Origin of the sequence: Lentzea nigeriaca (genome assembly GCF_016907955.1) — a bacterium.
Taxonomy (GTDB): Bacteria; Actinomycetota; Actinomycetes; order Mycobacteriales; family Pseudonocardiaceae; genus Lentzea; species Lentzea nigeriaca.
Genome location: NZ_JAFBCX010000001.1, coordinates 103,919 through 127,810, shown reverse-complemented (window position 1 = coordinate 127,810; position 23,892 = coordinate 103,919). Strand labels below are relative to the sequence as shown.

Annotated in this window: 21 protein-coding genes; 8 read left to right on the top strand and 13 right to left on the bottom strand. The window is 69.6% G+C overall.

The window, feature by feature from the left end; genetic code table 11:
- The first annotated feature begins 272 nt into the window (after nucleotides 1-272).
- Nucleotides 273-2,882 carry a helix-turn-helix transcriptional regulator gene (locus JOD27_RS00440; protein ID WP_204760111.1) on the top strand — a complete coding sequence of 870 codons (2,610 nt, stop codon included), beginning with the start codon at nucleotides 273-275 and terminating at the stop codon, nucleotides 2,880-2,882.
- On the opposite strand, the gene JOD27_RS46355 is transcribed toward JOD27_RS00440, so the two are convergent.
- The 5 genes from JOD27_RS46355 to JOD27_RS00415 form a co-directional block, all read right to left on the bottom strand.
- On the bottom strand, nucleotides 2,875-3,672 hold the full coding sequence (locus tag JOD27_RS46355; RefSeq protein WP_204760110.1) for a Dabb family protein: 798 nt from the start codon (nucleotides 3,670-3,672) through the stop codon (nucleotides 2,875-2,877). The two genes, JOD27_RS00440 and JOD27_RS46355, sit on opposite strands and share 8 nt — an antisense overlap.
- Nucleotides 3,672-4,799, bottom strand: coding sequence for an MFS transporter (locus JOD27_RS46350; protein WP_307829772.1), 1,128 nt, complete (start codon nucleotides 4,797-4,799; stop codon nucleotides 3,672-3,674). The genes JOD27_RS46355 and JOD27_RS46350 overlap by 1 nt, the downstream gene beginning before the upstream one ends.
- Before the next feature lie 341 nt (nucleotides 4,800-5,140).
- Nucleotides 5,141-6,031 (bottom strand): helix-turn-helix transcriptional regulator, encoded by an 891-nt coding sequence (locus tag JOD27_RS00425; RefSeq protein WP_204760109.1) that lies wholly within the window; start codon nucleotides 6,029-6,031, stop codon nucleotides 5,141-5,143.
- A gap of 119 nt (nucleotides 6,032-6,150) precedes the next feature.
- Nucleotides 6,151-6,954 (bottom strand): SDR family oxidoreductase, encoded by an 804-nt coding sequence (locus JOD27_RS00420; RefSeq protein WP_204760108.1) that lies wholly within the window; start codon nucleotides 6,952-6,954, stop codon nucleotides 6,151-6,153.
- Nucleotides 6,955-7,312: 358 nt separating this feature from the next.
- Nucleotides 7,313-8,128: a methyltransferase domain-containing protein gene (locus tag JOD27_RS00415; RefSeq protein ID WP_204760107.1), complete on the bottom strand. Its 816-nt coding sequence runs from the start codon at nucleotides 8,126-8,128 to the stop codon at nucleotides 7,313-7,315.
- Nucleotides 8,129-8,254: 126 nt separating this feature from the next.
- On the opposite strand from JOD27_RS00415, the gene JOD27_RS00410 reads away from it, so the two are divergent.
- Nucleotides 8,255-9,235 (top strand): AraC family transcriptional regulator, encoded by a 981-nt coding sequence (locus JOD27_RS00410; protein WP_204760106.1) that lies wholly within the window; start codon nucleotides 8,255-8,257, stop codon nucleotides 9,233-9,235.
- A 9-nt stretch (nucleotides 9,236-9,244) separates the two neighbouring features.
- Here JOD27_RS00410 and JOD27_RS00405 read toward each other — a convergent pair whose 3' ends face one another.
- Genes JOD27_RS00405 through JOD27_RS00395 form a run of 3 tightly spaced genes read right to left on the bottom strand, consistent with a single transcriptional unit; the run spans nucleotide 9,245 to nucleotide 12,968 of the window.
- A complete protein-coding gene (locus JOD27_RS00405; protein WP_204760105.1) occupies nucleotides 9,245-10,393 on the bottom strand; it encodes a cysteine desulfurase family protein in 1,149 nt (382 codons plus the stop codon).
- Nucleotides 10,390-11,628 (bottom strand): MFS transporter, encoded by a 1,239-nt coding sequence (locus tag JOD27_RS00400; RefSeq protein ID WP_204760104.1) that lies wholly within the window; start codon nucleotides 11,626-11,628, stop codon nucleotides 10,390-10,392. Before JOD27_RS00400 ends, JOD27_RS00405 begins: the two co-directional genes overlap by 4 nt.
- Entirely contained in the window at nucleotides 11,625-12,968 is a 1,344-nt protein-coding gene (locus tag JOD27_RS00395; protein ID WP_204760103.1) for an MBL fold metallo-hydrolase, read from the bottom strand. The genes JOD27_RS00400 and JOD27_RS00395 overlap by 4 nt, the downstream gene beginning before the upstream one ends.
- A gap of 35 nt (nucleotides 12,969-13,003) precedes the next feature.
- On the opposite strand from JOD27_RS00395, the gene JOD27_RS00390 reads away from it, so the two are divergent.
- The 3 genes from JOD27_RS00390 to JOD27_RS00385 all read left to right on the top strand — a co-directional run bounded on the left by JOD27_RS00390 (nucleotide 13,004) and on the right by JOD27_RS00385 (nucleotide 14,766).
- Complete coding sequence (locus JOD27_RS00390) at nucleotides 13,004-13,657, top strand: ArsR/SmtB family transcription factor (RefSeq protein WP_204760102.1); 654 nt, start codon at nucleotides 13,004-13,006, stop codon at nucleotides 13,655-13,657.
- Nucleotides 13,658-13,667: 10 nt separating this feature from the next.
- Nucleotides 13,668-13,793 carry a hypothetical protein gene (locus tag JOD27_RS45750; protein ID WP_275591541.1) on the top strand — a complete coding sequence of 42 codons (126 nt, stop codon included), beginning with the start codon at nucleotides 13,668-13,670 and terminating at the stop codon, nucleotides 13,791-13,793.
- Nucleotides 13,794-13,875: 82 nt separating this feature from the next.
- Nucleotides 13,876-14,766: a carboxymuconolactone decarboxylase family protein gene (locus JOD27_RS00385; RefSeq protein WP_204760101.1), complete on the top strand. Its 891-nt coding sequence runs from the start codon at nucleotides 13,876-13,878 to the stop codon at nucleotides 14,764-14,766.
- A 158-nt stretch (nucleotides 14,767-14,924) separates the two neighbouring features.
- On the opposite strand, the gene JOD27_RS00380 is transcribed toward JOD27_RS00385, so the two are convergent.
- Complete coding sequence (locus JOD27_RS00380; protein ID WP_204760100.1) at nucleotides 14,925-15,605, bottom strand: ArsR/SmtB family transcription factor; 681 nt, start codon at nucleotides 15,603-15,605, stop codon at nucleotides 14,925-14,927.
- Nucleotides 15,606-15,737: 132 nt separating this feature from the next.
- Here JOD27_RS00380 and JOD27_RS00375 point away from each other — a divergent pair, with 132 nt between their 5' ends.
- The gene (locus tag JOD27_RS00375) at nucleotides 15,738-16,238 is read left to right on the top strand and encodes a hypothetical protein (protein ID WP_204760099.1); all 501 of its coding nucleotides are present in this window, start codon (nucleotides 15,738-15,740) and stop codon (nucleotides 16,236-16,238) included.
- Nucleotide 16,239: 1 nt separating this feature from the next.
- On the opposite strand, the gene JOD27_RS00370 is transcribed toward JOD27_RS00375, so the two are convergent.
- Nucleotides 16,240-16,878 carry a class I SAM-dependent methyltransferase gene (locus JOD27_RS00370; RefSeq protein WP_204760098.1) on the bottom strand — a complete coding sequence of 213 codons (639 nt, stop codon included), beginning with the start codon at nucleotides 16,876-16,878 and terminating at the stop codon, nucleotides 16,240-16,242.
- Entirely contained in the window at nucleotides 16,875-17,573 is a 699-nt protein-coding gene (locus JOD27_RS00365) for a TetR/AcrR family transcriptional regulator (RefSeq protein WP_204760097.1), read from the bottom strand. Before JOD27_RS00365 ends, JOD27_RS00370 begins: the two co-directional genes overlap by 4 nt.
- Nucleotides 17,574-17,802: 229 nt before the next feature.
- On the opposite strand from JOD27_RS00365, the gene JOD27_RS00360 reads away from it, so the two are divergent.
- Nucleotides 17,803-18,717 (top strand): CPBP family intramembrane glutamic endopeptidase, encoded by a 915-nt coding sequence (locus JOD27_RS00360; RefSeq protein ID WP_204760096.1) that lies wholly within the window; start codon nucleotides 17,803-17,805, stop codon nucleotides 18,715-18,717.
- Nucleotides 18,718-19,155: 438 nt separating this feature from the next.
- Here JOD27_RS00360 and JOD27_RS00355 read toward each other — a convergent pair whose 3' ends face one another.
- Together JOD27_RS00355 and JOD27_RS00350 are read right to left on the bottom strand one after the other, a co-directional pair.
- Nucleotides 19,156-19,863 (bottom strand): hypothetical protein, encoded by a 708-nt coding sequence (locus tag JOD27_RS00355; protein WP_204760095.1) that lies wholly within the window; start codon nucleotides 19,861-19,863, stop codon nucleotides 19,156-19,158.
- 53 nt (nucleotides 19,864-19,916) lie between these two features.
- Nucleotides 19,917-20,510: a hypothetical protein gene (locus tag JOD27_RS00350; protein ID WP_204760094.1), complete on the bottom strand. Its 594-nt coding sequence runs from the start codon at nucleotides 20,508-20,510 to the stop codon at nucleotides 19,917-19,919.
- Between the two features lie 135 nt (nucleotides 20,511-20,645).
- On the opposite strand from JOD27_RS00350, the gene JOD27_RS00345 reads away from it, so the two are divergent.
- Entirely contained in the window at nucleotides 20,646-23,741 is a 3,096-nt protein-coding gene (locus JOD27_RS00345; RefSeq protein WP_204760093.1) for an AfsR/SARP family transcriptional regulator, read from the top strand.
- Nucleotides 23,742-23,892: the final 151 nt, after the last annotated feature.

Here is a 23,892-nt window from a genome sequence, read left to right as displayed (position 1 = left end):
GTCGTGCCTTCGACACTCGCAGCGGGCAAGTCCGCACGTCATGGGTCAGGTGTCCCGGGGCGCTGGGAATTCGGCGGCCGGGCCGGGGGTCGATCACCGCGGAGGCGCTTCATCACCGCGAGACCGGACGGCGAAGGTTCGACGCCTTCGGATAGGTGCCCAGGCTTCGGAGGTTCTCGCCCATCCAGCGCACGCCGTAGCGAGGGTGATCATGAAGGTGGCGATGGGAGACGCCCGGAACGACGCCCGGCCGGTTCACCTACTGTGCGGTCATGCCACCTCGCCTGCTCGGCCGCGACGACGAGATCCACTGCCTGGACGGGGTGCTCAGCGCGGCCCGCGACGGTCGTGGCGGAGCACTGGTGCTGCGCGGCGAGGCCGGGATCGGCAAGAGCGCGCTCCTGCAGCACGTGCGGGCGGCGGCGTCCGGGTTCGCGGTGCTGGACGCGTCCGGGTCGGAGTTCGAGACCGAGCTGCCGTTCGCGGCGCTGCACCAGCTGTGCGTCCCGTTGCTGGATCGGCTGGCGAAGCTCGCTCCTGCCCGGCGGTCGGCCCTGGAGGTCGCCTTCGGACTGGCGAGCGGGATGCCGGACGTGCTGCAGATCGGACTGGCGACGTTGGACCTGCTCGCCGCGGCGAGCCCGCTGGTCTGTCTGGTCGACGACGCGCACTGGCTCGATGACGCGTCGGCGAAGGTCCTCGCGTTTCTCGGGCGGCGGCTGGCGGCGGACCCGATCGTGCTGGTGTGCGCCGCACGAGAACCCGGCAGGTTGAGCGAGCTGCCAGCGCTGGAGGTGGCGGGTCTGCCCGACGCCGAGGCACGGGCGTTGCTGGCCGCCGAGTCGGTGGACGACAAGGTGCGGGAGCGGTTGCTCGCCGAGGCGCGCGGCAACCCGTTGGCGTTGCTGGAGCTGCCCAGGGCGGGTGGCTTCGCGCTGCCGGCGGCCGGGTCGGTGCCCAGCGCGGTCGAGGCCGGCTTCCAGCGCAGGATCGCCGAGCTGCCGGAGGACGCGCGGACGCTGTTGATCGTGGCCGGCGCGGATCCCACCGGTAACGCCCCGCTGCTGTGGGCAGCGGCCGGGCAGCTCGGGCTGGACGTGTCGGCGGCCGCAGCGGCGGCGGAGGCGTCCGGCCTGGTCAGCCTGTCGACGCGGGTGCGGTTCTGCCATCCGCTGGCGCGCTCAGCCGGCTACCTCGCCGCGACGCCGGCGCAGCGGCGTGCGGTGCACCTCGCCCTCGCCGCCGCGACGGACGCCGAGGCCGATCCGGACCGGCGGGTGTGGCACCTCGCCCAAGCCGGCACTGGACCCGATGACGAGGTGGCGGCCGAGCTGGAGCGATCGGCTGCCCGCGCGCGGTCGCGCGGTGGCGTCGCGGCGGCCGCGGCGTTCCTGGAGCGTGCGGCGGCGCTGTCCCTGGACCCGGAGCTGCGGGCGGAACGCACTCTCGCGGCCGGGCAGGCGAAGTTCGACGCCGGCGCGGTGGACGACGCCGCCGAGCTGCTGAGCACGGTCGACGCCGGCTCGCTGGACCCGTCCGGCCTCGCGCGTGCCGACCTGCTGCGCGGACGGGTGGCGTTCGTCCGCAACGCCACCAACGACGGGCCCGAGTTCGTGCTGAGGGCAGCCCGGCGCATGGCTGGCGTCGCCGCGCGTGAGTGCGTGCTCGACGCGGTGGAGATGGGGTTGACGGTCGGGCGGGCCAGCGGCGTCCTGGACGTCGTCGTCCGCGAGGCCCGGACGATGCCCGCGGCCCCGGACGTGCTGAACGCGCTCGTCGTGCTGGCGACCGACGGGCACCAGGCCGCGGTTCCGTTGCTGCGGCAGGCTTTCACCGATCTCAGCTGGACCGGGCATCCGGCGCTCGCGACGATGCTCGCCGGTGAGCTGTGGGACGCCGAGGTGCACCACACCGTCACCGAGTGGCTGATGCGGACGGGGCGGGAAGCCGGATCGCCGTTCGTGCTCCGGCTCGGCCTGGCGCAGACGGCGCTGGTGGCCGTGCATGCCGGCGACTTCGGGGCGGCGGCGTCCGCCATTGCCGAGGAAGAGGCCGTCGCGGACGCGCTCGGGGTCACTCCCCTGCCCTATCCGCGGTTGCACCTGGCCGCGATGCGCGGGTGCCGCGAGGAGCTGCTGCTGCAGATCGAGCACGCGACCCGGACGGCGGCCCGGGTCGAGGGACTGCTGGTGGCCAACGCGCATTGGGCCGCTGCCGTCCTGCACAACGCACTCGGCGACTACCCGGCAGCGCTTTCGGCTGCGCGCCAGGCCGTCGAACCGGGAGATCTCTACCTCGCCGGCATCTCGTTGCCCGAACTGGTCGAGGCGGCGATGCGGTGCGGCGAGGAGAAGACCGCGCTGACCGCTCTCGAAGACCTCACCGAACGGACGTCGGCGGCGGGCACCGAGTGGGGCCTCGGGGTCGCGGCCTCAGCGCGGGCGTTGGTCTCCGGCGACGAGGACGACCACCGCGCGGCCGTGGCGCACCTGGAAGTCACCACGGCCAAGCCCTACCTGGCTCGGGCGCATCTGCTGTACGGCGAGTGGCTGCGGCGGGCCGGTCGCCGGGTCGACGCTCGTGCACAACTGCGGGTTGCGCACGATCTGCTGTCCGACATGGGGATGCGTGCCTTCGCCGCGCGGGCGGCGCGGGAGCTGCAGGCGACCGGTGAGATCGCCCGCAGCCGATCCGCGCGGGCCGTGGACGACCTCACCGGGCAGGAGCAGCACATCGCCCGGCTCGTGGCCACCGGGGCGACGTCCAAGGAGGTCGCCGCCCGGCTGTTCCTCAGCCCCCGCACGGTCGACGCCCATCTGCGGAACGTCTTCCGCAAGCTGGGCATCAACTCGCGCCGGCAGCTGAAGGACCACTTCAGCTAGCGGGGACGAGGCCGAGCTGCTGCGCCGCCCACAGGCTGTCGGCGTTGGCCCAGTACTCGACGATCCTGCCGTCCACGACCCGGAGGATGTCCGTGCCGTAGAAGGAGATGTCACCGGCTTCGGCGTGCCAGCGCAGGACGTGGAACGGAGCCTGCACGATCGGTCCGATCTGGACGGTGAACTTCAGCCCCGGCAGGTTCGCGTGCGCGCCCTTGATCCACTCGGCGAGGTTCTCGCGGCCCGTGTGGTCCTGCGGTGGCCCGCCGAGCAGCGGCGCGGCGTGCGAGACGAATTCCTCGCTGACGATCGACTCGGCGAGGGCGATGTCGCCGTTCCAGAGGTCGGCCCAGGCCTGCGCGAGGTCGCTCGTCACGTTCTCCCCGTGGGGGCCGGGGGCGGCGCTGCCCGAGTACTCGCCGAGACCGGACACGAGCTCGGTCAGCTCGGGGTCTGCGTCGTAGCGCTTCTGGTGCAGCGCGGCGATCTTCGCGCCCATCTCGGGGTCCTCGTCGTCGGTGATGTCGAACGACACGAACTTGTCCACGAGCGGCAGCCCGACCCGGTCGGTGTTGCGATGTGCCGGGTGGATCAGGTACTCCCAGTACCCCTCGAGGTCCTCGATGACGAACGTGGCGCCCCACTCGTACTCGCCGCCGTAGTCACGTCCGACGACGAACGACTTCACCGAAGGGATCACGCGCCCCTGGTTGCGCAGGCTTTCCAGCGCCTCCTCGATCTGCTCGGGCGAAGCGTCCGCGCGCAGCGTGAAGCGGTTGCCGTGGTAGATCATCAGTTCTTCTCCTTGTGTGCCAGGGCGAGGACCGCCCCTGCGATGGTGGTGGCGAGTCCGGTCCAGCCGAACGCGGCGGCGATGCCTGCCGTCTGGACGAGGGGTGCGATGACGAGCGGTGACAGGAACTGGCCGAGGAAGATCCCGGCGACCAGGCCGCTGAGCACGCGGCCTCGTTGCGCCGGGCTGGCGGCGTTGGCCAGCTGCAGGTTGAGGTTCGGGACGACCAGGCCGACGCCGAAGCCGCCGACGAGCAGCCCGGCCGTGACCAGCGGGATGGTGTCGCCGTAGCCGATGAGCAGCCAGCCCAGGCCCAGGAGGGCGACGCTGGCCGCGGTGATCCGGCCTTTCGGCAGCTTCGGGAACACCAGTGCTCCCGCGACGCTGGTCAGGGTGCTGCCGGCGACGACCACGCCGATCACCGCCGGACTGCCGCCGAGATCGCGCAGCAGGAACGGCAGCTGCGTCGGTGCCATGTAGAAGACGAGCGTCGCCGTGAGTGCCAGCAGGTAGATGCCGACGGTCTTGGCCGGGAACGCTGCGGTTGTGGCCTTCTGGACCGGGCGAGGTTCGTGCTCGAGGCCGGCGATCGCCAGTACCGCGATGGCCGCGGCCACGCTGTAGAGCCAGAACGGAAGCCGCCAGTCGACGCCCGCGAGAATTCCGGCCAGTGGCAGGAAGACCACGCCGCCCAGACTCGCGAAAGCTTGCTGGAGCCCCAGGAACCTGCCTCGTTCCTGGCCGTCGAACCAGTCCGTGATCAGCGCGCTGACCGAAGTCATGACGCCGCCGACTGCGAGACCCAGCAGCGTCCTGGTGCCCAGCAGCACGGGCAGGCTGTCCACGAAGAAACCCGCTGTGCCCGCGACCGCGTAGGTGACGAGGCTGGTGACCAGCAGCGGTTTCCGGCCGACCCGGTCTGCCACCAGACCCGCGATCGGTGCGCTGATAGCGATGGCCAGCGAGGTGATGGTGAGGGCCAGCCGGACGAGCACGCCCTCGCCGTACACCTCGCCCATCGCGGGCAGGCTCGGGGCGATGATCGCCGCCGCCATGATCGTCAGCGTGGCCGAGGCGAGAACCACCGCCCGTGCCGTCCACGTTGGTGCAGTTCCTGTCGTTGTCACACGACTACCTTCGCGGCGGGCGGCGGCCGTTCGCGTCGGTAGGTATTACGTAGATCGGTTGCCTGGCGTCCGCACGGCCACGGTGACCCAGGCGAGCACGAGCGCGCTCGTACCGGTCACCAATGTCCCGAGCCGGAAGACGAACGCCCACCAGGTCAACGCGAACGGCAGTCCGCGCTGAACCGTTCGCACGGTGACGGTCGCCGCGATCGCCACCCACACCGGACCGGAATGCCGGGAACTGGGTTTGCCTGCGCCCCAACTGCGGTGCCCGGATCAACTTACGATCACTCGAAAGGCCTTCCCAGCGTGGGCCCGACGGACTGAAAAGCGTTGGAATATCAGCTGAGTACTTGAATCTCGGTCGCCGACTTCTCCTGACCAGCCGCCCACGACGCCAATAGGGCTAGACCATCCGCGGTCGCCGTACCAGCGGGCGAGGTGTAGACGGTCAGGAGCAGGCCGGGTTCGGCAGGCAGCTCCATCGACTCGACATCCAGGTCGAGCGGGCCCGCTACCGGATGGTGCACACGCTTGCGTCCGGACCGGTGGAGCCGAACGTCCTGAGAAGCCCACCGCTGCCGAAATAGTTCACTGCGCGTTGACAACTCACCGACCAAGGCGATCAGCTCCTCGTCGTGCGGATTGCGGCCGGCTTCCATGCGTAGCTTCGCGGCCACATCACGGGCGATTCGGTCATAGTCCACGAAGAACGTTCTTGCCGCTTCCGGATCTAGATAGACGAACCGCGCGGTGTTCGCCGGCCGTCGCATGTCGGCCAGCACCGGTGAATACAGCGCGCGGGCAAGTTGGTTCATGGCCAGCACGTCATAACGACCGTTGCAAATCCACGCAGGCGCATCGGTGATGGCGTCGAGCACTTGCTGGAGCGCCGGACGCACCGTCACGGCGCGTCGGCGGCGACGTCGACCGCTTGGCACCCTGGACTGCCGCGCAAGGTGGAACAGGTGATCACGCTCGGCCTCGTCGAGTTGCAAGGCGGAGGCCAACGCGTCGAGCACCCCGTCGGAGGCGCCGGTGAGGCTGCCGCGCTCCATGCGCACGTAGTAGTCGACCGATACCCCTGCCAGTAGAGCTACCTCTTCGCGACGCAGACCTTGGACCCGGCGGTTGCCGCCGTGGGCGGGCAGTCCGGCCCGCCTGGGCGTGATCCGCGCGCGACGTGAGCGCAGGAACTCCTTGATCTCAGTGCGCAGGTCGATCATGTCCACCCCTTCACGGTAGGCCCTGTCCGCAGGCGAAGGGAGGTACGGCTGGTACCCCCGTTGAGACCCGACTTGGAGGTGTTCACGAGGGCCCGTCGGCCGCTGGCAAAGCCTCGCGCCGACGGCTAGGTACCCGATGCGGTCGTGGCGGTGCCGCCGTCGACCGGCACGATGGCGCCCGTCAGATAGGACCCGGCCCGGCTGGCGAGGAACACGGCGACACCTGCCATGTCGTCGTCGCGGCCGAGCCGGCGCAGAGGGGCCTTCGCCGCGATCGTGTCGCCGATGGCATCGATCGTGGCCGCCATCATCTGCGACGGGAACACTCCTGGGGCGATCGCGTTCACCGTGACGTGCTGTGGGCCCAGTTCCCTGGCAAGCACCCTGGTGAGTTGATGGAGTGCCGCTTTGCTGCTGGCGTACGAGTAGTTGGGCGCCTCGGCGACGTGGATGGCTGCGATACTGCCGATGTTGATGATCCGCGCGGGATCATCGGCGGTGCCCGCCCTGCGCAGCGCGGGCAGCAGCGCCTGCACCAGCCAGAACGGCGACTTGAGGTTGAGGTCGATCACTGCGTCCCAGGCCTCGGCAGGGAAAGTCTCCAGCGGCTCGCGCCACATCGCTCCCGCGTTGTTGACGAGGATGTCCAGGCGTTCCGAGTCGGCCTTGACCAGATCAGCGAGGCGCTGACACTCGTCGTCCCTGGACAGGTCGGCGGGGATTGCTCGAACGTCGCCGAATTCGGACAGTAGACGCTGTGCCTCCGCGCACGTGTCTGCCTTGCGTGAGCTGACAATGACGCGGGCGCCCGCCTGCAGAAGGCCACGCGCGATCATCATCCCAATACCCCTGGTGCCGCCGGTGACAAGTGCGTACTTCCCACTCAGATCGAAAAGGTCTGAGTGAGTGGTGAAATGGTTGCCCGCCATCGGTTTTCGCCCGTTCTATCGTGGATAGCATGTGCTGACAGGTTGACAGGCGTCCTGGACGTCTGGGAGACCCTGGCGATACAGGTACTGTGAGAGCCTCCCTTTCCTGGCGCGCCGGCTCACGCCGCCGCAATCCCCTCCTGCACAGTCATTTTCTTGATTGCCTTGATCTGCATTGCGACCCTGGAACTGGGTCGTCTCCGTGCATGTTGATCATGCTGAGGGCTGGGCTATCCGTCTGGCCGCGGAAGAGAAGCCGGCCACGGGAAATCCCCCAGACCTCGGCGCTGTCGGGGACGGACCCACCGTGATCGAGAACCAAACCCAGCCCATTGGCGGCTTGGACACCGCGGGAGGTCTACCCGTTGCGCCGCCTCGCCGTCGTGAGGACGGCGTTCCCCTCGAACACCAACTCCCCGCCCCTGACGAAGGACTGCCATCCGGCCACGACGTCGTGCTCCAGTGCGGCCAGCCTCGCGTCGTCGAGCGGCGCGATCGCGGCAACCAGGGGCGTGCTGTGGACGTACTGCCAGAGGAACTCTGCCGGCGCGGGCAGGGCGACCGTCAGCACTTCCGACCGGACGTCGATGTCGTCGAACCCGGCATCGGTCGCCAGCGTCCGAAGCTGTTCCGGGTCGTACAGCGAGAACACCGCGCGCATGAAGCCCGCCACTTCGGGCGACACGTGCCGCGCGAGCGCCTGCTCGAGGACCGCGAACAGCGGCGGAGTCGGGCCGACCGTTGCGATGGCGACACGCCCGCCGGGTGCGAGGACGCGGTGCATCTCGCGAAGAGCCGATTGCCTGTCTTCAACGAACTGCAGGCCGAGTGAGCTGACGACGACGTCGAAGGCGCCGTCGGGCAGCGGCAGCGCGGCAGCGTCCCCCTCGTGCCAGTCGATCTCGGCACTGATCGCGCGTGCGATCTCGAGCATGCCGGGGCTGAGATCGAGGCCGGCCACCGATCCGCTCGGCCCGACCTGTTCGGCGGCGCGGCGCGCCACGACACCGGTGCCGCAGGCGATGTCGAGCACCCGCTCACCGGCACGCAGGCCGGCCGTTTCGAGCAGGGCGGCGGCCCAGGCGGCTCCGATCGTCGGGACGAAGAACCGCTCGTAGTTCTCGACGGGGTTGCCGCTGTGCTGCTTCCACAATCCCGTAGTCGTGCTGGTCATCTCGATGCACCTCCAGATGGCGTACTCATGCGACTGATGACACAGTTGACTGTGGTGGCGAGGTCCGCCGCCGGCCATGACGGTTAAGCCGAAAGACCTGATGAAGACGCCGAGGTTGGTCGGGCGATGACCGAGGGCGCAAGCGCTCCCGTCGAGCCGCTGAACGAGGCGCTCGAGCGCATCCGCCTCGAGGGCGCCATCTTCATGCGCTGCGAGTTCACCGAACGCTGGGCACTGTCCGACCTGGGTGGCCCGAGCTTCGCCGCGATGATGCATCCCGGCGCCGAGCGCTTGATCCTGTTCCACGTCGTGGCATCGGGACGCTGCTGGGTTTCGACCCCCGACGGCGAGCGCACCTGGGCCAACGCCGGCGAAGTGATCGTGCTCCCGTACGGCGACGAATTCCGTGTTGGCGGCGAGGACCCGGTCGAACCGGTGTCGGTCATGACCGTCGTCCCGCCGCCACCGTGGAACGAGATGCCGACGCTGCGCCACGGCGAGGGCGGCTCCCGGACGGACATCGTGTGCGGGTGCCTGTACTCCGAGGACCCGCTGTTCGACCCTGACCTGAAGGCATTCCCTCCCGCGTTCGTCGTGCGTGCTGCCGACGGCCCCGCGCGATCGTGGTTCGACGCCAGCATCGCCTACGCCCTCGAGCAAGCTCCCGGTGGCGGGGGAATTCGACGGACGAAGCTGCCCGAGATGCTGATCATCGAGGTGCTGCGCCTCTACCTGGCAACCGCGCCTGGGGCTGACCGGGGCTGGCTCGCGGCCGTGCGCGACCCGGTGCTCGCCCCGGCGATGAAGGCCATCCACGGGCAGCCTGGACGCAGGTGGACCGTCGAGGACCTCGCCAGGCTGACGGCGGTCTCGCGATCATCGCTCGACGCTCGTTTCCGCGAAGTCCTCGGCCTGTCGCCGATCCGCTACGTCAACGAGTGGCGCATGCGCGTCGCTCAGGACCTGCTCGCCACCACCGAAATGACGGTCGCCGCGGTCGCGAGGCGCATCGAGTACGAGTCCGAGGAAGCGTTCAGCCGAGCGTTCAAGCAGGCCAATGCACTGTCCCCCAGTGCTTGGCGGGCAAGGCGGTCGGCCGGCGCGTAGCCGGAGGCGTCAGTTTGCTGCCTCGACGATGTCGTGTGCGGCTTGGTCGATCTGCTCGGTGGTGGTCCAGCGGCCCAGCGACAGTCGCAATGCGCCCAGTCGACGACCAGAGGGCAATCCCATGGCGGTGAGCACCGGAGAGGGCTCGTGTTGTCCGCTGTGGCAGGCTGAGCCGGTGGACGCGGCGATTTCCGTTGCGGTGTCGAGCAGTTCGTGACCAATAATGCCATTGATGCTGATGTTGAGGGTGTTCGGCAGCCGGGCCTTCTCAGGGCCATTGAGGTGGACTCGGCCCGGTAGCGCTGTGTCGAGCAAGTGGTGAAGGCGGTCGCGCAGCTCGCGTATGCGGTCGTGGCTACCGGAAGCGAGGTCCTTGGCCGCGAGTTCGGCGGCAGTGCCGAGGGCGACCGCGAGTGCGACGTTTTCGGTGCCGGCGCGCAGGCCGTGCTCTTGGCCGCCGCCGTACACCAGCGGTTCCAGCGTCACGCCGAGCCGGATGCAGAGTGCGCCGATTCCCTTGGGGGCGTACATCTTGTGGCCCACCACGGTCACCAGGTCGTGCTCGGTCGCGTCGAAGGGCATCTTGCCGATGGCCTGGGCGGCGTCGGTGTGGAACACCACGCCGTGCTCGCGGGCGACGTGAGCAAGGTCGTCGATCGGTTGCAGTGCACCGGTTTCGTTGTTCGCCGCCATGACGGACGCCAGGACGGTGCGTGGGGTGATCGCGGCGGCGAGGTCGTCCGGATCGACCAGGCCGTCGCCATCCACAGGCAGGAACGTCACTTCCGCGTTGTGCCAGCGGCGCAGCGCCTCGCACGCCTGCAGGACGGCGGGGTGCTCGGTGGGTTGGGTGATCACGTGCGGCCTGTCCACACCCGAGGCCAGGACGGTGCCGCGGATGGCGAGGTTGTCCGCCTCGGAGCCAGATCCCGTGAACACGATGCGCTCGGCTGAAGTGCCGAGGAGAGCGGCGACCTGGTCACGAGCATGGTCGAGCGCCACCCGCGACTCCCGGCCGTAGTGGTGGGTGCTGGAAGGGTTGCCGAACTCCGCGGTCAGGTACGGCAGCATCGCCTCGGTCACGGCCGGGTCGATCGGTGTGGTGGCGTTGTAGTCGAGGTAGATCGGTCCCTCGACGAGTCCACGTGGGACGGTCACACGCTGACCTTCCTGTTGGAGTGGGTTTCGTACATCCGCACGGCGACCACGACTCCGGACAACGCGGTGAGTGCGGCGACCACCCACACCGCGGCTCGCAGGCCCCAGAGGTCGGCGACGATGCCTCCGAGCAGCGCGCCCACTGCGAAGCCGCCGTCGCGCCAGAGCCGGTAGACGCCGACGGCCCGTGCCCGCCATGCCGGGTGGGCGACGTCGCCGATCACGGCGAGCAGGGTCGGGTAGACCATCGCGGTGCCCGCGCCGAGCAGCACGGCCGCGATCAACCAGACGGTGAAGGCGTCCGCCAGGGCGGCGAGGGCGAGTGCGGCGGCTTGAAGGAGCATGCCGCTGGTGATGAGGTGCTTGCGGCCCCAGCGGTCGGAGAGCGGCCCGGTGACGAGCTGGCCGAGGCCCCACACGGCCGGGTAGACGGCGGCCAGGATGCCGATCTTGGTGATCGAGAGGCCGGCGGTGGCGAACAGGATCGGGAACAGGCCCCACGCCAGGCCGTCGTTGAGGTTGTTCACCATTCCTGCCTGGCTCGCCGACGATAGCGCGGGCTCCCGCAGGCTGGTTCGGGTGAAGATCTCGCGGTCGCTCGGCACTTCTCCAGCCGCGACGGGATGTTGTGTCGCTTCGAGCCGCGCATGTCCACGCGTCTCCTGCACGACGAACGCCGTCAGCCCCAGGCCTAGGACCACATAGGACAGTCCGAGCAGGAACGGGGCGGGGCGCAGTCCGTAGCGGGCGGCGAGGTAGCCGGTCGCGAGCGCGGTGACCGCGACGGCGATGTAGCCGGCGGCTTCGTTGAGTCCCATGGCGAGGCCCCGGCGGGACGGTCCGGCGAGGTCGATCTTCATGATCACGGTGGTGGACCAGGTCAGGCCCTGGTTGACGCCGAGCAGGACGTTCGCCGTGACCACCCAGCCCCAGGACGGTGCCCAGATCAGCATCAGCGGCACCGGGATCGCGGCGAGCCACCCGGCCAGGAGCACCGGGCGGCGGCCGAAGCGGTCGGACCAGGTGCCCGCGAAGTAGTTGGTGGCCGCCTTGGTCAGCCCGAACGCGACCACATAGGTGAGCACGAACGTGTAGCCGGTGAGCCCGAACTCGTCTTCGGCCAGCAGCGGCAGCACCGCGCGTTCCTGCCCGAGCACGCCGCCGACGAGTGCGTTGACGGCGACGAGCAGGCTGAACTGGGCGAGATTCGCGCGCAGGCCGAGCTGCGGACTCATCGGCCGCTCTCCAGGCGTCCGCCCGTCGCGGCGGCCCAGTCGTCGGGTCCGCCGGTGAGCACGGCGACGTCGCTGTGCCCAGCCTGCTCCAGGAGGCTGGCGGCGCCCATGGCTCGTTCGCCGTGGCCGCACATCACCACGAGCGGCTCCTGCGGCACGTCGTCGACCCGGCCGGGCAGGTCGCCGAGTTCGACGTGCTGTGCGCCGGGGAGATGTCCGGACGCGAACTCGGCACTTTGCCGGATGTCCAGCACCGGCCCGCGTACCTCGGTTGGGCCGACCAACTTGATTGTGCTGGTGGGAAGTTCCGCGGCGGTCCAGGCGTCCATCCCGCCGTCGAGCTCGGCCAGGTCGAAGTAGCCGATCTTGGCGGCCTGCCAGGCGATCTCCGCCGAGTCCTGGTCGGCGCCACGCACGACGATCAGCGGTCGGTCATGCGGTGCCAGCCAGCCGAGCCATGACGCGAACACCGGCCGCAGCGGGATCGACAGCGCGCCAGGCACGTGGCCGGCGGCGAACTCGTTGAGAGGGCGCACGTCGATCAGTCGCGCGCCGTCGGCCAGAAGCCGCCGCGCCGCGCGGACGTCGAGGGGCGGCAGGCCAGGCCTCCCCGTGAGGACACCGTGGCGGTTGATCTCGCCGAGCCGGCGGAAGTACGGCGGATAGCTGCCGAGCGATCCGAGCAGCTCCTTCACGAAGGCCTCCTCGTCGGGCGCGCGCAGCAACGGATTGCTCGCTTTCTCCCGGCCGATCGTGCTGGTGCGGTCCGCACCAGGAGGGGCGGAACAGAAGGATCCGGCACCATGCGTCGGCCAGACGGCCACGTCATCCGGTAGCTCGGCGAGCCTGCGCAGCGACGCGTACTGAGCGCGGGCCAGTTCCTCGGTCCGCTCCGGCGCGACGAGGTCGGTGCGGGCGGCGGCGCCCACGATCAGAGACCCACCGGTGAACACCCCGAGTGGACGGTCGCCGTCGAGCAGCAGGAACGACAGGTGCTCGTCGGTGTGCCCCGGCGTGACCAAGGCCCGCAGGAGTAAGCCGCCGAGGTCGACCTCGTCGCCGTCATGCAGGCCCTCGTGGTTGAACTCGCGATGCCCGGCCGCCGAGGCGAGCACGCGCGTGCCCTCGGTCGCGGACAGTTGCCGGGCGCCGGACAGGAAATCGGCGTGCAGGTGGGTGTCGGCGGCGAACGCCACGCTCAGCCCACGATGCTGAGCGGCGCGGCCGACTTCCCGGAGATCGAGGCTCACGTCGACCACCAACGCACGGCCGTCGCCCAGATCGACCAGGTACGCGGAGTTCCCCAGCCCTTCGTCAACAAGCGCCAGCACTTCGGTCATGTGTACTACAGTATTCCAAAGATGATTGGAGGACCATGGGTGACCGGGACGCGAAGAACGCGTTGTTCGACCAGTTCGCTCGCGTCGGCAAGGCACTGGCCAGCGGCAAGAGGCTTGAGCTGCTCGATCTGCTCGCCCAGGGTGAGCGCACGGTCGACGCGCTCGCGAAGTCCGCGGAGCTGGGGCTGACCACCGCGTCGGCACATCTGCAGTCCCTCAAGCAGGCCAACCTCGTGGCCACCAGGCGGGAGGGCACGAAGATCTTCTACCGGCTCGCCGGTGACGACGTCGCGAAGCTGTTCACGCTGCTGCGCACCGTCGCCGACGACCGGCTGCCCGACGTCCGCACCGCCCGCGAGGCCTACCTCGGCGACGACACCGACGCGGTCAGCCGCGAGGAACTGCTCGATCGCGTCCGGTCGGGACGCGCGACCGTGATCGACGTCCGGCCCGCCGAGGAGTTCGCCGCCGGTCACATCCCCGGCGCCGTGTCCGTTCCGCTGGACGAGCTCGCGGACCGGCTGGCCGAGCTGCCGGCCGACCAGGAGATCGTGGCGTACTGCCGCGGCGCCTACTGCGTGCTCTCCCACGAGGCCGTCCGCCTGCTCACCGCACGGGGACGAACCGCGAAGCGTCTCGCCGACGGCATGCTCGAGTGGCGCCTCGCCGACCTCCCCGTCGCGGTCTGAACACTCTCGAATGGACACCATGGCCTCGGGCTTCGTGGTCACGAGCAGCAGCTACCCGGCGCTGGCGCCCGCGGGCGGCATCATCGCGCTTGCTCTCGTGCCACTCGTCGTCGTCCGTCCACGGATCAAGGTCTGACTTTCTGGCCGGGCGTGTCGAGTTCGGGTGGGGTTCGATCGTCTTCTACTGGACGGGATCGCCGACCTAGCGGAGGTACGTGATGCGACTCGACGTCCTGGACCACGACCACCGGCTGCGCGTCCGGCTGTTCTTCTCCTTCGCACAGCTGACCTCTCGCGCGCCGATGTCCGACGTGCCGAAGACGTTGCTCTACCGGCCGGAGTTCCTCGGCGCGCCACTGCTCGACCTGTCCGCCGCGATGATGCGCGGTCCGTCGTTCTGGACGGCGGGCGAGCGCGAGTACATCGCGATGACCACGGCTCAGCTGCTGCGGTGCCCGTTCTGCGTCGAGAGCCACACGGAGATGACCCGGATCGCCTCGGAGGGTGAGATCGTCGCCTCCGACCCGGCCTCGGCGCGGCCGGAGCTCACCGCGGTACTGGCGTTGCTGGAGAAGGTCACCACCACTCCCGAGGACGTGAGCGCGGCCGACATTCCGGACGGGGTGACGAGGGAAGCCGTGCTGGATGCGTTGCACGTCAACCTGATCTGGAACATCGTCAACCGGCTCGCCAACGCGTTCGGCTTCCAGCTGCACTCGCGGCGGCAACTCCTCAAGGGCACGCAGTCCCTGCACCGCTTCGGTTACCGCTTCCCCGGTTTCCTCACCGGCAGCACCAACGGCACCGCGACCGGCGAGCGTCACGAACGTCTGGTCGGCAACCTGCGCACGGCGGTGTTCAAGTCCCCCGGCAAGACCGATCCCATGGCTCGTCGTGCCGCCGCAAGCGGTGATCCTTCCGATGCACCTTGGGCGACTTACGCGGCAAAGGTCCGCAACTCGTCGTACCAAATCACCGACACCGACGTCGCCGACTTGAAGAGCCTCGGGCTCAGCGAGGACGAGATCTTCGAAATCACCGTCGCCGCGGCCGTGGGCGGCGGGCTGCGCAGCCTCTACGCCGGTCTGCGCGCACTGGCGGAGGGATGATTTGGGCAGCCGCCCTGGTGGCCAGCCACGAGATGCTCTTCACGCCGTAGGTGGCGCTGGCGTTGCGCGCCTGGCCGGAAATGAACTCGTGGGCGTTCAGCCGCAGCTGGTCGACCGTGAACCCAGCGGCGCCGATCGAGTCGAGGTAGACGTTTCGCTCAGGACGCGGGCGAGTCCACGTCGTTCTCGACCGGATGTCCATTGCGCGACCACTCCGGGAATCCGTCCTCAAGGCGTGCCGCACGGTAGCCACGCCGCTGCAGCGTGCGCACCGCGTCATCCGCGTACACGCAGTAGGGCCCGCGGCAGTACGCCACCACTTCGCGGTCCTTCGGCACGCCGCGGACTTTGCGCCGCAGTTCGTCGAGCGGCATCGAGACGGCGCCCGCGATGTGGCCGGCGCGGAACTCCGGCTCGGGCCGCACATCGAGCACGACCACATCGCCGCGGCGCATCCGATCGACCAGCTCGGCGCGGGAGATGGTCTGCAGCGCGGATCGGTCGCCGAGGTAGGCGGCGGCGAGACTGTCGAGCTCGGCGAGGTGCTCGGCGGCGACGTCGCGGACCGCGGCCCACAGGTCCAGCACCCGGCCGCCGGCCAGCGAGTAGTAGATCCGGTTGCCGTCGCGGCGAGTACGGACCAGCCCGGCCTTCAGCATCTGCTGCAGGTGCTGCGAGGTGTTGGCGACGCTCTGTCCGATCTCGCTCGCGATCTCCTCGACCGACCGCTCGCCCTGCGCCAGCAGGTCGACGATCTCGGATCGCCTGCCGCTGCTCAGCGCTTTGGTGATGCGCGCGAAGCCGTCGAACAGCGCGTCCTTGGCAACCCGGTCGCCCATCGCAGCCCCTTCCCTCTCCATCGATTCTTCTATTCAATCGAACACTTGACAAGCACGGGCGAGCGTCGGAGCATTCAAACGTTCACTTGAACAGTCCCCGCCTTGGGTCTTCGCGGAAGGGGGTGGGTGACGATGGCGACCGCCTCGGCACACCTGCCTGCTGTATCAGCACAGTCCGCCGTGCGCACCGGCGCCGCGGTGATGAGCCTGGCCGGCCTCGGCTTCGTCGGCTACGCGGTGATCTTCTTCGTGCGCAACTTCACCGACTCGTTCCTCGAACTGGGCATCGGCTCCGGCGAGGTCAGCGTCGGCAAAGCACAGATCGAGCAGTTCTCCCCCTCGCTCTACCACTACATCAGCCACCTGCACATCGCGGTCAGCGGCTTCATCGCCGCGGCCGGGCTCGCGGTCGCGTGCCTGGCCTGGTTCGGTGTGCGCCGCGGCCAGATGTGGGCACTGGGCACGGCGGTCGCCGTGCCAGTCCTCGGGCTGGCCGTCGCCCTGCCCGCGCACTACCCGTGGGGATTCGACACGCTCGGGCATCTCGGCCTGATCTACCTCGACACGCTGATCTTCGTCGTCGGTGCCGCGCTTGCCTACTACGGCCTGACGCGCTCGCGCGCAGAGACCTGATTCACGGCTTGACCGCGGCCACCCGTTCGACCATGCCGAGCTTGAGCCGTTCCTGCCGCTGGACCACGAACCCAGCTTGTTCCACCAGCGGCAGCGGGCGGCGGGTCTGGTAGTCGCCGCACATCCGGACACTCAGCTTCTCCAGCAGCGACTGACCGAAGTGGACGATCCGGTGGTGGCTGCCGACGTGGTCGAGCAGCAGCAGCTTGCCGCCAGGTCGCAGCACACGGTGCATCTCCGCGATCGCCACGCGCTCGTCCGGGACGCCACACAGCCCGAGCGTGCACACCACGGTGTCGAACGAGGCGTCGGCGAACGGCAGCGCCTGCGCATCTCCCTCGTGCAGCTCGACTTCGCGACCGAGTTCGGCGGCACGGGAGCGGGCGATGTCGAGCATGGCCGGACTGAGGTCCAGGCCGGTGAGCCTGACGTCCGCCGGGTAGTGCGGGAGGTTGCGGCCGGTGCCGATGGCGACCTCGAGCACGTCGCCGGTGGCCTGCGGGCACACCCACTCGCGGCCGCTGGCGAACTGGATGCGTTCGAAGAAGCTGATGTCGCGGTCGTAGCGCGGCGCATAGCGGTCCCACACCTCGCGGAGACCGTCGGCGGTGTGTTTGTCCGTCCTGGGCTTCTTGCTCATGTCGATGCCCCCTCAGGCAGCAGTCCACGCGTGAGCAGGCCTGCCAGCGTGGCTGGAACGGCAGCGGTGTCGACGGGTTGCCGGGCGGGATCCCAGTGCAGGTGCACCGCCCACAACGCGCAGGTCTCCAGGATCGTGCGGGCGACCAGCGGCGCCGGTCCGGGCAGTCGCAATGCCTTGCGCCGCTGGAGATAGTCGGTCAACGCACCGACCAGCCCCGAACGGCCCTGACCGAACCAAACGTCGGCCAGCTCCGGTAGCTCGGAGGCGCAGCGGTCGACCAGCTTGATGCTGACGCGATGCCGGGACAGCGTCTCGTAGAGGTTCGTGATGATCTCGCTCAGCTCCGCGGCGAGCGGGCCACGTCGCCGTTTCGACAACGCCTCGACCAACCGCAGCCGCCCGATCTCGGCGCCGAGCCGGTCGGCCACCAGCGCCGCAAGCTCGCCCACAGCCGGCGCGCGGACCGGCAGGTCCTCCACACCGGGCACCGGTTCCACACCGTCGGCAAAGCGCAGCGCGGCACCGAGCAGGGCGTCCTTGTTCTCCACGTAGCCGTAGACTGTCCCCTTCGCCACGCCAAGCGCGGCGGCGACGTCCTGCATCTGAGTCCGTTGGAAACCCTGCGCGATGAACGTCTCAGCAGCCGCCGAGACGAGCTTCGGGAACAACTCCGCGGAACGGGTACGTGGCACGCCTCCAGAATAAATGACCGACTGGGTCAGTCAATAGCGCAACCTACCGATGAAGCCGACAGCCATGCCATGAGCGCCATGAGCGCGCTCCAGCAACGCGAGCTGCGGCATGAGATTGCGTTGGACGGCCAATCGCGCACAGCGACGTCCACGGCGGTAGAGCACTCCACCATGAGAACGCCCCTTGACTGCACTGACTCCCGCAAGATCGATTCCTAGTCTTCCGACCATGACCTCGATCCCCATTGCGGACTCCGGCCGCGCCGCTTCCCACCGCTGGCAGACGCTGGTCCAGCGCTTCCCGCTGATCACGTTCTTCACCCTGGCCAACGGCATCAGCTGGGTGGCCTGGGTGCCCTACATCCTGTCGCTGGACGGGTTCGGCGTTCTGCACTTCCGGTACCCGGACCTGTTGATGGGCAACCAGCTCACCGCGATCCTGCCCGGCGCGTACCTCGGCCCGCTGGCCGCCGCGTTCACCGTCACCGCCATCACCGAGGGCCGCGAAGGCCTCCGACGGTGGCGCAAGCGGCTCTTCCAGTTCCGCGCCGGCGTCCTGTGGTACGCGTTCGCTCTGTTCGCCGTCCCCGTGGCGGTCCTGCTCGGCACGCTGGCGGCGACCGACGCCCAAGGTTTCCGGGTGCCCTCACTGATGGTGCTGGCCGTCTACGTGCCGATGCTGGTGCTCCAGTTCTTCACCACCGGCCTCGCCGAGGAACCCGGCTGGCGCGACTTCGCCCTCAGCCGCCTCCAGCAGCGCCACCAGCCGATGATCGCCACGTTCGTCCTCGGCATCCTGTGGACCATCTGGCACCTGCCGCTGTTCCTCACCCCCTGGGCAGGCCCCGATGTCACTCCCGAAACGATCGTCCGCTTCGCCGTCATGGCCATGGAGATGAGCTTCCTGATCACCCTGGTCTACAACAAGGGACGCCAGAGCCTGCCCCTGGTCATGCTGCTGCACTGCTCGATCAACAACTTCCAGTCCGTCGCCTTCTCCGAGTTCTTCCCCGATGCCGGTGACGAACTGCTCTGGGGGCCTGCGCTCGGCCTCGGCGTGCTGGCCCTCATCGTCATCGTCGCCACCAAGGGACGGCTCGGCTACACCGGTGACGTCGACACCAAGATCCACGCAGTCGCATGAGCCTGGCAGAAGGCCCGGCGCCAAACCGTCCTGCGCCTGGCTAACGGTGAGTTCGAGCATATCCATGGCGCGCTCGTCGCGGCTGATGTCGCTGAGGCAGGCTGCGACGACGTTGGCGGCCAGGAACTGATCCGATTCGAGGAACTGATCGACCGCGCGCTCATGCACGTCGGCCCAGCCGTGGAACGATGCCTGCCACGCCACATCGACCACGGCCTCTGAGCACGTCGGTCTGATCGCGACAGTCCGAACTGGTGGGTGCGGCTCGGTTTGTAGCCGTTGACAGGTCCCGCCTTCGGTGGTGAACACGAACTCGTTGGCGTGCCGCTCAGGGTGCCTGCGCAGCGATCTGATCAGGAATAGCGGCAAGGTGATCACGCCGGCGGAGGCAGCGGCAGGTGGTCGCGCGGTGAGCGGCGGGGTACGGGCCATCAATGCTCATTTGCCCTGCGCCAGCCGCAGATAGGCCGCGTCGTAGACCTTCTTATACGGGGCGATGCACGCGTTGTGCGCGGAGTTCGCCGCCTTCTCGTACTCGTCGGCGCCGGAAGCGTCGAGCCTGTCGCGAGCCTCGCCGATCAGCCGGTACACGTCGTCGGTCCCGTCCACCCCATAGCCTCGGGCGGACATGCAGGTGAGGTACGTTCGCTCGGCCGCCTGCACGGCGGGTTCGGCGCGCACCTTCGCCACCGCTGCCTCGCCCTGCTGGGCCTGCCGGTCCAGGCGCTCGCCCCACGCCTGCTCGTAGGTGGCGTAGTAGCAGCCCTGCCAGGTGACGTCGCCGTAGAGCGCGTCGCCCCACGCTTGTTGCCGATCCAGCGGCAACGCGCCGACCTGGGCCTCGTTGGGATCCGGTGGCGCGGACGCCTGCGCCCGCGCCACCGCGGACTTCGGATCCTGGTGCTGCCGCACGGCCGCGCGACGGGCCTCTTCGACGGCCACGTCGCGCGGCACAGCGACAACGTAGTCGAAACCGCGGCCGCGCATGCAGTTCGCGATCAGCGACTCGTGCCGCAGCGCGGTCCGGGCCAGTGCCGACTGGCCGTCGCCCCGGCCCGGTGACGTGGCCAGGTGCAAGGTCACCACGACGGCCGCCGCTGCCATCACACCGATGGCGAGCAGGTTGCGGGTACGGGGCAGAGCCATGTCGACACTCCCTGGGAGATCCGCTGAAGCTGCGGGCTGTCAGGATTGGACGGTCAGGACTGGACGGTCAGGAACCCGTTGCCCTTGTCGTACGACGAGGCGAACATCTCGTGCAGGTGTGACCGATCGGTCTGGTTGATCTTGATGCATCCGGCCGAGGCGTAGTTGGAGTTGGACCATCCGCTCGTGCCCTGGGAGTGGATGAACAGCTCGGTGCGGTACCGGCTGCCGTCGTGGCAAACCTTGTCGCCGAGGCTCCAGACCCATCCTCTGACAACGGAGTTGCCCGAGGTCTTGTTGTAGTGCGTGAAGTGGCTGCGGCCATCGCTGTCGTTGTTGCTGTAGGTCCCGTTCGGCAGCCAGCCCTCGTTCGTCGTGCAGTCGTTGGTGTTGCCGTTGCCACTGCCGGCCCGCATGGAGATGCGGTGGCGGGCTCCGTTCACGCTGACCCACGCCGTCAGTGTGCTGTTGAGCGGCGAGGACGCGTTCTTGTCGTACGCGAACCACGGGCTGTCGTTGTAGTGGTCCACGACGGTGTCGGTGTAGGCCTGGGCCGATGTGGCGGTGGTGGCCAGTGCCAGACCGGCCGTCATCACACCGATGGCGGAAAGCGCGATCCTGCGCACTACGTCCTTGTTGCCGATCATCTGATTCCTCCCTGTGTTTCCCCGTTGACACGTTCGCGGCGAACACGCCGTGAATTCGTGCCTCGTTAGACTGCGGACGGCACCTTGCCGGGTGGCTTGCCATCCACCTTGCCGCCGGACGGAGGGGCGACCGAGATGGAAGCGGACTTCCGTGTGCTCGGGCCGCTGAGCGTGCTGGCCGGCGGCAACACGGTCGAGTTCGGACGGCGCCGGGAACGTTGTCTCCTGGGCGTTCTGCTGATCCAGCCGGGCCAGGCGGTACCCGTGGAGCGGCTGCTCGACCTGTTGTGGGACGGCGAGCCGCCGGCCACCGGGCGGGCCGGTCTGCACACCCATGTCGCACGACTGCGCGGTGACCTGCGCCGGGCCGGCGTCGGGTTGGACGTCGTACGGCTGTGCAACAGTCCGAACGGGTACCTCGCCGAGATGGACCCCGCGCTGGTGGACTCGCACCGGTTCCGGGAGCTGACCGCGCGGGCGCGCCGATCAGCCGACCTGGCCGGCGCCGCCGTCCTGCTCCGCCAGGCGCTGGCGCTGTGGCGCGGCTCGGTGCTCGCCGGTGACGCACCCGACCGGCTGCGTGACCGGGTCGGTAGCGATCTGGTCGAGTTGCGATTATCCGCGACGGAGCTGCTCGTCGACGCCGAGCTGGCGCTGGGCCGGCACCGCGAGCTCATCGGCGAGCTCACCGCTCTGACCGCAGAGCATCCGCACCACGAGCGGTTCGTCGGACAGCTCATGCTCGCCGTCTACCGGTCCGGTCGGCAGACCGAGGCCCTGGAGATCTACGAGCGGTTCCGGGTTCGGCTCGCCGACGCGCTGGGCGTCGATCCCGGCCCGGAGCTGAGCCGCCTGCACCTGGGCGTGCTGCGTCACGACCAGGACGTGGTCGGCCTGCCCCAGCCGGCCGTGGCCACCACCGCCGCCACCACCGGGCGACCCGCTCTGCTGCCGGCCGATGTCGGTGACTTCATCGGCAGGGAACAGCAGCTGGCGGAGGTGGCCGCCGCGCTGACCGGCGGCGGCCGTGCCGTGCGGATGGCCGTGATCACCGGGCAGGGCGGCATCGGCAAGACCACCCTCGCCGTGCGGGTCGGGCACGACCTGCGGGAAAGGTTTCCGGACGGGCAGCTCTACGCCAATCTGCGGGGCACGCAGGCAACGCTCACCAGTCCGGCGGAGGTCCTCGCACGCTTTCTGCGGCGCCTGGGTGTCGAGGGCACGGCGGTGCCGGACAGCCTGGACGAGCGGGTGGACCTCTACCGCAGCCTGCTCGACGAGCGGCACGTACTGGTCCTGCTCGACGACGCCAGGGACGCGGCGCAGGTGCGCCCCCTGCTCCCCGGCTCCGCACGCTGTGCCGCTCTGGTCACGAGCCGTCAGCGACTGTCCGAAGTGGACGGCGCGGTGGTGGTGCCGCTCACCGGTTTCTCCCCGGTGGAGGCGACCCGGCTGCTGCGCGGACTGTGTGGCGCCGATCGGGTGGACGCACAACCCGAGGACACCGCCGCGATCGTCCGGCTCTGCGGACACCTTCCGCTGGCCATTCGCATCGCCGGCGTCCGGCTGGCGGCTCGCCCGCACTGGCCGCTCGCCATGCTCGCGGCCCGGCTGTCCGACGCGCGACGCCGCCTCGACGAGCTCGCCACCGGCGATCTGGCGGTCGCCGCCTCGTTCGCGATTAGCTACCGGCTGCTCGACGAGGACGCCCGTCGGGCGTTGCGGCTGCTGGCACTGCTGGAGACGGACGACTTCGCTGCCTGGACGGCCGCCGCGCTGATGGACGTCGGCGTCCGGCACGCGGAGGATCTGGTGGAGGCCCTGGTCGACGCGCACCTGGTGGAGCCCGCGGGCGTCGACCCCGCCGGCCGGTTGCGCTACCGGTTGCACGACCTGGTTCGCCTCTTCGCCAGAGTCCGCGCCGAGGACGAGGACTCCGTCGCCGACAGGCACGTGGCCCTCAGCAGGGCCCTGGGTGCCTGGCTCGACCTGACCGAGCAGGCCGCCGCCACACTGTCGTACCGGCTACTCGTGCCGATCCGGGGCACGGCGTCCCGGCACCGGCTGTCGGACGTGGACCCGGCGGAGCTGCCGGGAGAGGCGTTCGGCTGGCTCTCCGCCGAGCACGGCGCGCTCCGTGCGGCGATCCGTCAGGCGTGCGCGCTCGGACTGGACGAGGTGGCCTGGGAGCTGACCGCCGCCGTCCGGGACCTGTTCGAACAGCGCGACCACATCGTCGACCTGACCGAGACGCACACCCTCGCGCTCGCCGCCTGCGAGAAGGCGGGAAACCGGCGCGGCGAGGCGGTCATGCTCTACGGCCGCGCCTGCCTGGCCAGCCACTCCCCGGAGCTGGGACTCGGCGACGCCCTCGACCTCATCGAGGGCGCCCGGCTGCGCTTCCAGGAGCTGGGTGAGGTGCACGGCGAGGTGGACTCGCTGGTGCTCGCCGGTGCCATCCACCGCATGCACGGCGACCACATCCGCTCAGGGGAGGTGCTGACCCGCGCCGCCCGGCGGGCACGGGCCGCGGGCAACGAGACCGCGGAGGCGGCCGCCTGGCGCTCGCTGGGCGTGCTGCACTGGGAACGCAGGCACCTTTCCGACGCCCGCCGGTGCTTCACCTACGCGCTGGCGTTGGCGCGCCGCGCGAGCCTGCCCGACGTCGAGGCTTTCGCGCTGCGCGGTCTCGGGGTGCTGCACCGCGAGCGCGGCGAGTGGGAGCGGGCGATGGACTTCTTCTGCCGTGCCTTGGAGTGCCTTGAACAGCTCGGCGGGCAGCGTGGCATCGCGGACGCCCTGCTCGACCTCGGTCAGCTCTACACCGCGTGCCGGGACCCGCGGGCCAGGGCGATGCTGGAGCGAGCGGCGGAGCTGCACGGGCAAGCTGGCAACGTGCACGGTTCGGCGGTGGCGTTGCGCGCGCTGGGCGAGCTGAGCCAGACCGAGGGAGACCTGGCGGCCGCCGTGGAGCACCTCGTCCGGTCGCTGTCGCTCTGGCGCGAGCTGCGTCAGCCGTACGGCACGGCGCTCGCACTACGGGCCCTGGGCGCGGCACACCGCACCGCGGGAGACCTCGACGGTGCCCGGGACCGCTGGCGCGAGGCGGTGGTCGTGTTCACCGCGATCGGCTGCGGCCCGGAGGCGGCCGACGTGAGCCGGGACCTGGAGGCGCTGCAGGCGCTGGACGCCGACCAGCGGAACGCGCGGCACAGCCTCGAGCACTCATGACGGGCTTCATACCGACAGCGAAGAACGAGTCCGGCTCAAGCTCGGCCGTGAGCCCTCCTGCTCCCCGAACCACTCGCCGGGATCCTCCGCCAACTCATTACCACCCGACGAGGCCACGCGATCATCGACGACCAAGGAACCTCGAACCGGC

Bases quoted from the DNA above. Each gene is read 5' to 3' on its own strand.
- JOD27_RS00355 (WP_204760095.1), bottom strand. From the start codon at position 19,863: ATGGCTCTGCCCCGTACCCGCAACCTGCTCGCCATCGGTGTGATGGCA.
- JOD27_RS46355 (WP_204760110.1), bottom strand. From the start codon at position 3,672: ATGATCTACCACGGCAACCGCTTCACGCTGCGCGCGGACGCTTCGCCC.
- JOD27_RS00415 (WP_204760107.1), bottom strand. From the start codon at position 8,128: ATGACCAGCACGACTACGGGATTGTGGAAGCAGCACAGCGGCAACCCC.
- JOD27_RS45750 (WP_275591541.1), top strand. From the start codon at position 13,668: ATGGACACCATGGCCTCGGGCTTCGTGGTCACGAGCAGCAGCTACCCG.
- JOD27_RS00390 (WP_204760102.1), top strand. From the start codon at position 13,004: ATGGGTGACCGGGACGCGAAGAACGCGTTGTTCGACCAGTTCGCTCGC.
- JOD27_RS00440 (WP_204760111.1), top strand. From the start codon at position 273: ATGCCACCTCGCCTGCTCGGCCGCGACGACGAGATCCACTGCCTGGAC.
- JOD27_RS00410 (WP_204760106.1), top strand. From the start codon at position 8,255: ATGACCGAGGGCGCAAGCGCTCCCGTCGAGCCGCTGAACGAGGCGCTC.
- JOD27_RS00350 (WP_204760094.1), bottom strand. From the start codon at position 20,510: ATGATCGGCAACAAGGACGTAGTGCGCAGGATCGCGCTTTCCGCCATC.
- JOD27_RS00385 (WP_204760101.1), top strand. From the start codon at position 13,876: ATGCGACTCGACGTCCTGGACCACGACCACCGGCTGCGCGTCCGGCTG.
- JOD27_RS00375 (WP_204760099.1), top strand. From the start codon at position 15,738: ATGGCGACCGCCTCGGCACACCTGCCTGCTGTATCAGCACAGTCCGCC.
- JOD27_RS00360 (WP_204760096.1), top strand. From the start codon at position 17,803: ATGACCTCGATCCCCATTGCGGACTCCGGCCGCGCCGCTTCCCACCGC.
- JOD27_RS00345 (WP_204760093.1), top strand. From the start codon at position 20,646: ATGGAAGCGGACTTCCGTGTGCTCGGGCCGCTGAGCGTGCTGGCCGGC.
- JOD27_RS00380 (WP_204760100.1), bottom strand. From the start codon at position 15,605: ATGGGCGACCGGGTTGCCAAGGACGCGCTGTTCGACGGCTTCGCGCGC.
- JOD27_RS00370 (WP_204760098.1), bottom strand. From the start codon at position 16,878: ATGAGCAAGAAGCCCAGGACGGACAAACACACCGCCGACGGTCTCCGC.
- JOD27_RS00400 (WP_204760104.1), bottom strand. From the start codon at position 11,628: ATGAGTCCGCAGCTCGGCCTGCGCGCGAATCTCGCCCAGTTCAGCCTG.
- JOD27_RS00420 (WP_204760108.1), bottom strand. From the start codon at position 6,954: ATGGCGGGCAACCATTTCACCACTCACTCAGACCTTTTCGATCTGAGT.
- JOD27_RS00395 (WP_204760103.1), bottom strand. From the start codon at position 12,968: ATGACCGAAGTGCTGGCGCTTGTTGACGAAGGGCTGGGGAACTCCGCG.